General features: G+C 34.6%; 3 protein-coding genes and 1 pseudogene. 3 read left to right on the top strand and 1 reads right to left on the bottom strand.

Features of this window, described 5'->3' with window-relative positions:
* Positions 1-129: 129 nt before the first annotated feature.
* The 3 genes and pseudogenes from IM319_RS12810 to IM319_RS12800 all read left to right on the top strand — a co-directional run.
* Positions 130-528, top strand: a pseudogene (locus IM319_RS12810) (amidohydrolase family protein); the annotation flags it as partial.
* 81 nt (positions 529-609) lie between these two features.
* Positions 610-1,221 (top strand): hypothetical protein, encoded by a 612-nt coding sequence (locus IM319_RS12805; RefSeq protein ID WP_287735852.1) that lies wholly within the window; start codon positions 610-612, stop codon positions 1,219-1,221.
* A 92-nt stretch (positions 1,222-1,313) separates the two neighbouring features.
* On the top strand, positions 1,314-7,100 hold the full coding sequence (locus tag IM319_RS12800; RefSeq protein WP_287735851.1) for an AAA family ATPase: 5,787 nt from the start codon (positions 1,314-1,316) through the stop codon (positions 7,098-7,100).
* On the opposite strand, the gene IM319_RS12795 is transcribed toward IM319_RS12800, so the two are convergent.
* On the bottom strand, positions 7,097-8,434 hold the full coding sequence (locus IM319_RS12795) for an AAA-like domain-containing protein (protein ID WP_287735850.1): 1,338 nt from the start codon (positions 8,432-8,434) through the stop codon (positions 7,097-7,099). The genes IM319_RS12800 and IM319_RS12795 overlap by 4 nt on opposite strands.
* Positions 8,435-8,732 lie beyond the last annotated feature (298 nt).

Genomic DNA, 8,732 nt, shown 5'->3' with positions numbered 1-8,732 from the left:
GTAATTCTTGGGCTGCCCATTTCTCCATTTTTTTGCTTACCTCCACCTTAATTCCTTCTTTCAAAACTATACCTATCAATCGTTTCCCCTTTTTTTAAGTTTCTTCTCTTTTTGTTAAGAAAGATCTGACTAATGGATAGAATTGAAGGGGGGGTGTTAGAACGTCATCCGAGGCTGAGGGTGGCGTTTCTAGAGTCTGGGTGTGGTTGGCTTCCCTATTGGTTATGGAAGCTTGACGAAGAATACAAAAATTTACATTGGGAAGTCCAAGATCGGGTAAAATTACTACCATCGGAATATTTTCGCCGTCAATGTTACATTGCGGTGGAACCTTCTGAACCCTATTTGCCTCAGATCATTGATTTTATCGGTTCTGATAACTTAATCTTCGGGTCTGATTATCCTCACATGGATCATCAGGCTGATGGGGTAAAAAAAGTTATAGGACTTGAAGACAACTTATCTCAGGAGATAGTCAGAAAAATCGTTTGGGAAAATCCTCAGCGATTTTATGGTTTAGCATCTTAAAGAACTTTTTTTACGGAGTTTAGCCCTCATTTAGCGTCTCTATTGTTTCAACAAATCTTCAAATCAAAGGAGTTTCTGCTCATGATTACATCTCAAAGTCTCAAGCAATTACACAGCTTTGTTGTTAGTACCCATACCAATAAAGCTTCCCTTGCGTCAGATTCAGATGGGGGAAAGACTACACATAACTATTATAATCGACTTCTAAAACAGTGCAAAAAATTGGCTCAACTCGTAGCTATTTCTTGGCTAGAACATGAAAATAAAGAGGCCAAACAAATACGGCGGATATTTCTCGACTTTAAGAACAATGATTTTGAAGGCCAAAGTCAGACTTATATAAATATGGTAGAGTTACTAACAGGACAAAGAAAAGATTTGTTAGAACCTTGGTTTCCCGGTGATGGTTTTGGAGCAATTTTTGATCAGGAAGAAATCAAGTATTTTCTCATCCAAGTCAAATGGGATACCTTTGAAGGAAGTCTCCAAGAAATTCCTCAACCTTCTGTTAAACAAGAAGGGCCTTACTTTATTATGACATTGCCCTATCCTCCTAAACCCAGTGCCGAGAATATTAATTTAAATCGTGTCCCACGTGCATGGTTAACAAGCAAGGTAGATGTGAACAACCCACAGGAAACAGTTAGCGATCCCTTTCCACCAGTTCCTTATCTTCCCACAACTTGTACCTGATTAAATACCGATCACAAGACCTAGCCTAGCCATAGAATAAGTGTTAAACTTTTACCATGGGCTTATACTATGGCTTACTGGGTTAAAATATTATGGTGACTAACTACCAGATCCTTGAAAAAATATATGAAAGTAGCAAAACGTTAGTTTATCGAGGAACTACACAGCCAGATAATCAACCTACTATTCTGAAAATTCTTAAAGAAAATTATCCAAGTTTTTCAGACCTTACACGCTACAAACAGGAATATGAAATTACTTCCTCTTTAAAGGTAGATAATACCATTAAGTCCTATGATTTACAAAGACATGAGAATAGTTTCATCATGTTTTTGGAAGATTTTGGTGGGCAATCTTTAGATTTATTATTATCTCAATGTCAATTAAGTCCAGAAGAATTTTTAACCATTGCCATTCAGATAACAGAGGGATTAGCGGCCATTCATAACGCTAATATTATTCACAAAGATATTAATCCATCTAACATTGTTTATAATCGGCAAACTCAAAAAATTAAAATTATTGATTTTGGAATTGCTACTCATTTATCTCAAGAAATTCAAACCTTTTGTTCTCCCTATCAATTAGAAGGAACATTAGCTTATATTGCCCCAGAACAAACCGGAAGAATGAATAGAAAACTCGATTATCGGAGTGATTTTTATAGTCTGGGGGTAACTTTTTATGAACTTTTAACTAATAAACGTCCATTTGAAACAACTGACCCAATGGAGTTAGTTCATTGCCATATCGCACAACATCCCTTACCCCCTCATGAAATCACTTCAGATATTTCCTTAGCAATTTCTAATATAGTTATCAAATTATTAGCGAAAACGCCAGAAGAAAGATATCAAAGTGCTTGTGGAATCAAAGCAGATTTAGAAACCTGCTTGAACCAGTTACAGTCTCAAGGACAAATATTGCCCTTTTCTCTCGGGAAACTGGAGATTTTTGAAAAGTTTCAGATTCCCCAAAAACTTTATGGTCGAGAACAAGAAATTACTCAACTGTTGACAACATTTGAGCGAGTTATTCAGGGAACAAAAGAAATAATTCTCATTTCTGGTTATTCAGGTATTGGCAAGACTGCTTTAGTCAATGAAATTCACAAACCGATTACAGAACAAAAAGGCCAGTTTATTCGGGGTAAATTTGAGCAATTACAGGGAGACATACCTTATTCAGCGATTGCTAAAGCTTTTCAAGACTTAATATATACAGTTTTGAGTGAACCGGAAGTTATTCTACAAAACTGGAAAACAAAATTGTTAGAAGCTTTAGATGGTAATGGACAAATTATTATTGAGATAATCCCCGAAGTTGCCAAAATCATTGGACAACAGCATCCCGTTGAAACACTTAGTAAAACTGAAAATCAAAATCGATTTCATAGAGTATTTAAAAGATTTATAAATGTCTTTTTAACAAAAGAGCATCCATTAGTTATTTTTATTGATGATTTACAATGGGCAGATTTACCTTCATTGAATTTAATTGAACAATTAATTTCAGATTCAGATATTCAATATTGTCTCTTGATAGGGGCTTATCGAGATAATGAAGTCAGTTCAACTCATCCATTAAGACGGACTTTAGAAAAAATTCAGCAAGCAAAAGTCACAATTAACCAAATTATCCTTAAACCCCTCAAAATAAATCATGTTAATCAATTAATTGCTGATACCCTGATTTGTTCAACAGAATTGACAAAACCTTTAGCTAAATTAATTTTCAAAAAAACAAATGGAAATCCTTTTTTCCTCAGTCAACTTCTCTATTCCTTATACCAAGAAAAGTTATTAAGACTTAACATCGGTCAATCTTTTTTAAACTCAGAAGATAATCCCCAAGGTTATTGGCAATGGGATATAAAACAAATTGAAAAGGTATCCCTCACCGATAATGTCATTGAATTGATGGTCAATAAAATCAAAGAAATAGATTATCAAACTCAACAGGTTCTCAAATTAGCTGCTTGTATTGGCTATGAATTTAACTTAAAAATTCTGGCTCTGCTCAACCAGAAATCTCAAATTCTCACGGCTAGAGAATTACAGTCTGCCCTTGATATGGGCTTGATTATTCCCCTAGACAATAACTATAAAGTTCCTTTGCTGTTAGATTTAGAAGAATTATCAAACAACCGGGCTGAAAATTCTTTATCTGTCTGTTATAAATTTTTACATGATCGAGTACAACAAGCTTCTTATTCTCTTATATCAGAGGAAGAAAAAAGAGAAGTTCATCTAGAGATTGGCCGTCTCCTCCTCAAAAATATTCAAGAAGATGATTTACACAATCACCTTTTTGATATTGTTAATCACTTTAATAAGGGAGCTACTTTAATCACTAAACAATCAGAAAAAAATGAGTTAGCTAAATTAAATCTTCAAGCAGCGAAAAAAGCAAAAGCTTCAACCGCTTATGGAGCTGCCTTAAGTTTTTTAGAAGAAAGTTTAGCGTTGTTAGGGAATAATAGCTGGAAAAATCACTATCAGTTAACGTTAGAAATTCAGATAGAATTGTTAGAAACTCTCTACCAGAATACACAGTGGGAGCGAATGAAAGAGCTATCTACAGATGTTTTAGAAAAAGTGACTAACATTTTTGATAGAGTCAAAATTTATGAACTAGAAATCTTGTCCTATTACGCTCAATTTCGGCCAGATATAGCTATTAATGTCGCACTTATTGCTTTAGAACAATTGGGAATCAAGCTTGACCAAAATCAAAAAGGTGTCACTGAGAGAAAAATCAAAAATAAAATTAAGCAACAAACCAAATCCTTGAAATTACTATTACAAGATAAAAAAGTTGAAGACTTAGTTGACTTACCGAAAATGACCGATCCTTATAAACTTGCCGCTATTTCAGTAATGCAAAAGGTTACAACTGCTTTAGCGACAACAAATTTTGCATTATTTGTTGAAGTTGTATTAATTCAGCTTAATTTTTGCCTTAATTATAACAATCCTTCTCAGGCCGCCGCTACTTATAGTCTCTATGGAGTGCTTTTATGTGGAATTATAGAAGACTTTGATTTTGGTTATCAGTTTGGAAAACTATCTATGGCCTTCTTAGAAAAGGATAATATAACGCAAATAGAGGCTTTTATTATTCATGAGTATTATGGTTTTATTATGTATTGGAAAGAGCATATTAATCAAAAAATAATCTTAGAAGACTTACTGAATAGTTTACAAAAACTTGTCAATGTGGGTAATAATGAATATGTTTCTTATCTGGCTTTAGATTATTGCTTAATCAAATTTTTCGGAGGATGTAATTTAGAAGAATTAGAGCAAGATTATTACAAATGTAGCCAATTAATTCAATCTCTCAACCTTGATTATTCTCGTAACTATACAGAAATATGCAGCAATATGGTTGTTAATTTGATCGGTATTGATCGACCTAAATATTTTATTTTAATTGGTCAATCCCAAGATCAAGAAGCACAGTATATAGAAGATTTTACCAAAAATAATCATCAATGGTTGTTGTTTATTTACTATTTTGGCAAAATGTTTATTAATTATTTTTTAAAAGATTATGTCGAGGCTTTTAATAATAGTCAGTATGCCGATAAATATCTGATAGCGATTGTCGGCTTTATCGGCAAACCACACCATATTTTTTTCTTCTCCCTTTCTCATCTTGCCTATTATCCTAGTTGTAATAGAGAGCAACAAAAAGAATTATTTAAACAAATTAATAGAAATTTAAACCACCTGAAGAATTATGCTAGTCACTGTCCTGAAAACTTCCAACACAAATATGATCTAGTCGAGGCAGAAAAGGCCAGAGTCTTGGGTCAAAACTGGAAAGCTCAAGAATTTTATGAAAAAGCAATTCAAGGAGCAAAAAAATATGAATTTATCCATGAAGAGGCTTTAGCTTACGAACGTGCCTCTGAATTTTATTTTACTTTAGGTAGAGAAGAAATCGGGAAATTATACCTCAGAAATGCCTATCATTGTTATATTCGTTGGGGTGCAAAGGCCAAAGTTAAACAATTAGAAGAAGAATACCCTCAATATTTATTAGGTATAAGTAATCAAAACAAATCTAAAGGAATGAGTACCACTATTTCAGCTACTGGAAATGATGGAGCAGTTCTTGATTTAAACACTATTCTTAAAGCATCTCAAGCGATTTCTGGAGAAATTAAGCTAGAAAATCTTCTGCAAAATTTAATGAAAATTGTCATTGAAAATGCAGGAGCGCAAAAAGGTTATCTTATTTTAGAAAAGGAAGAAAATTGGGTTATTGAAGCTCAAGGCACAATTGATCAAGAAACTATTAATATCTTACAGTCAATTCCCATAGAATCTATCGACCATGATAACTCAATTCCTCTTTTACCCACTAAAATTATTTATTATGTGGCTCGCACAAAAGAAACTATCGTTGTAAACGATGCCACTTCATCAGGTCAATTTACAACTGATCCTTACATTGTTGCAAAACAAACTAAATCCATTCTTTGTACCCCTTTACTCAATCAAGGTCAAATAAAAGGAATTGTTTATTTAGAAAATAATCTAACCACAGGTGCATTTACTGATGAAAGAGTAGAACTATTAAATATTTTAGCGGCTCAAGCTGCTATCTCTATTGATAACTCAAGACTCTATCAAACCTTAGAACAAAGAGTGCAAGAACGCACTAAAGAACTCACAAATACTTTAGAGGTACTGAAAGCAACTCAAGCAGAACTTATCTTTGAAAATGACCTGCTTAAAAGTGCTGAACAACCCCCCAAATTTGTCTATCAAGTGGGGGGAAGTTTACCGATGGATGCACCGAATTATGTGGTTCGACAAGCCGATCGCAATCTTTATAAAGCTCTCAAACAAGGTCTATTTTGCTATGTTTTAAATGCACGTCAAATGGGAAAATCTAGCTTAATGGTACGGATGATGAGCCAATTACAAAAGGAGGGAATTAAATGTGCAGTCATTGACTTAACTCGCCTAGGAACAGACAATATTACCCCCGAACAATGGTATAAAGGATTAGCCGTTGATCTGCTCCGCAGTTTTGGATTAATCAAACAATTGAAAACTTTTAAAGCTTGGTGGAGTGAACAATTAGACCTGCCTCCTGTACAACGATTAGGACAATTTATAGAAAATTTTCTTCTAATTAATGACGATTTTAATCAGCGGCAATCTAGACAATCGACTGTTATATTTATTGATGAAATTGATAGCATTTTAGGGTTAAAATTTGATGTCTCTGACTTTTTTGCTTTAATTCGTTCTTTTTATAACCAGAGAGCGATTCGACCTCAATTTCAAGAGCTAACTTTTGCCTTTTTTGGTGCTACCACACCTTCAGCTTTAATTACTGACCCCCAGAAAACACCTTTTAATATTGGTAACGCTATTGAATTAGCAAGTTTTAAAGAACACGAAGCCCAACCTTTATTATATGGGTTAACAGAAAAAGTTAGTAATCTTCAGACAATGCTCAAACAAGTCTTAAGCTGGACGGGAGGGCAACCTTTCTTAACTCAAAAACTCTGTCAACTGATGCGGGATAGTGAGCAGCCAATCCCCTCTAATCAAGAAGAACAATGGTTAGCTCAGTTAGTAGCAGAAAAAATTATTCAAGATTGGGAGATGCAGGATCAACCTGAACATTTAAAAACCATTCAAGATCGCCTTCTTCAAAGTCCAAACCGACCCCAATTATTAACCTTGTATGGACAAATCCTGCATCAAGAAGCAATACATATTGATAACAATCCCTATTTACCTGAGTTATTTTTATCTGGATTAGTGGTAAAACGCCATGGTAAAATGGACGTTCATAATCGCATTTATCAGACGATATTTAATACTGATTGGCTTGAGCGATCGCTGTCTTAAACTGAACCAGTATATTGACTTATAAAGTACTTTTGATACAACTGACAACTGACAATTGCTTGATTTTCCCTGAGTTTAATTAAACCCATACTATTAAGTTTATAAGCAATAATTGGATCGAGTATAATTGGTTGATTCCCTTGACAAATCTGTTGAAAAACATCGGCAAGTTCGGGTTGTTTTTGTAAAGTGACCCAGTGCAGCTGTAAATGAGAGGAATAAATCCCCGTTGATGTAGTTGCTGATTTGATTAAATCTTCAATCGTGATTTGCTCTTGGCTAAGATGATAAATCGCTAAATGAATCAAGGCAGGATGTCCTCCTACTAAGTCGATCAATTGTTGAATTTCGTTGGTTGCTAATTCATTTAATTGATATTTTTTTGCCAATTCTGCCACTTGTTCTTGACCAAAACCCTGTAACTCTATGGGTAATCCCACATTGAAAGGAGACTGTTCTAATCGCAGAGAAACATAAGATTCTGTGGATTGAACAATAATTAAACGTAATTTCTGCCACAGGGGAGATCGCTTAGATTCTTCATAACAAGCTCTGATTAAAGGTAAAAAATCTTCCGCTACTTTCGGATGTTCAAAGACTCGATGCACTTCGTCTAAAGCCAATACCAGTGGCTGTTTTATCTCTTGTAAAATATACTCTTCAAAATAAATTGTCCAACTCATTTTAATTCCTATATCTTCATCCCAATAATCATCTAATTTGGCTTCTAAATTCAACTGCCGAGCGCAATTACGGCAGATCCAGCGTAAGAACTTGTTAAAATCTGCGATGATGTCTTGGTCTGCTTTTTGTAAATCTAAACTAACAATTTGATAACCGAATTGTTGTTGACAAGCCTCTAAAATTGTTAATAATAAAGACGTTTTTCCCCATTTTTTGGGCGCTTTAATGCGTACTAACGACCCAGATTGACCGATTTCCTGGATAATTTTTGCTTCAAGTTTTGTTCGTTTTAGATAATAATAAGAATTATAGGGAACAGGAGCATCGGGGTATTCTGGACGCTCATTCTGGGGATATTCATTACCGCAATACTGAAGCGATGTGGAGTTGGTACAATGAGATTGTAGTCTGGATAAAAAATTTTTCTTATTGATCGGAGAACCGATCAGTTGCGAGACTCTATGATAGAGTTCTGGGGCAACTACATTGGCAAGATAGCTGCTACTATAACCGTTTTCTTGGGCAATTTCTTGATAGTTCTTTTTCTGCAAAAGTCCTCGCAATAATAATTGTTCTGTGTCATTGAGACAGCGATTCTCAAGCTTGAGCAGTTGCCGATTAAGAATCTCTTGGATTTCCTCGAATTTCATTATTTTTGTCTAAGGTAAGAAGATTTTAGGGAATAGATTATTTGATTTTCCAGTTCCGTTGCAGCCAGAAATATTGAATCTTGACATAACAGCACCGATTCAAACTAGAATTGGTATATTTGACAAACAAGCTGACGAGAACCAGCAACCGACAAAATTGTGCGATGGCAACCCTGAGAGGGATTAAATTCCCCTCTTGCTAGGAAATTATAGCATTTCTTGTCAAGGTCAATTACACGGCAGCAATTATCTCTTGATAATTTCTATCAAAACCCCTAAGTCTTCAGCGTCTAACTCC

Source organism: Microcystis sp. M113S1 (assembly GCF_020246945.1).
Taxonomy (GTDB): domain Bacteria; phylum Cyanobacteriota; class Cyanobacteriia; order Cyanobacteriales; family Microcystaceae; genus Microcystis.
Note: the sequence above shows the minus strand (reverse complement) of the source record. Positions and strands in the feature narration are given on the sequence as shown.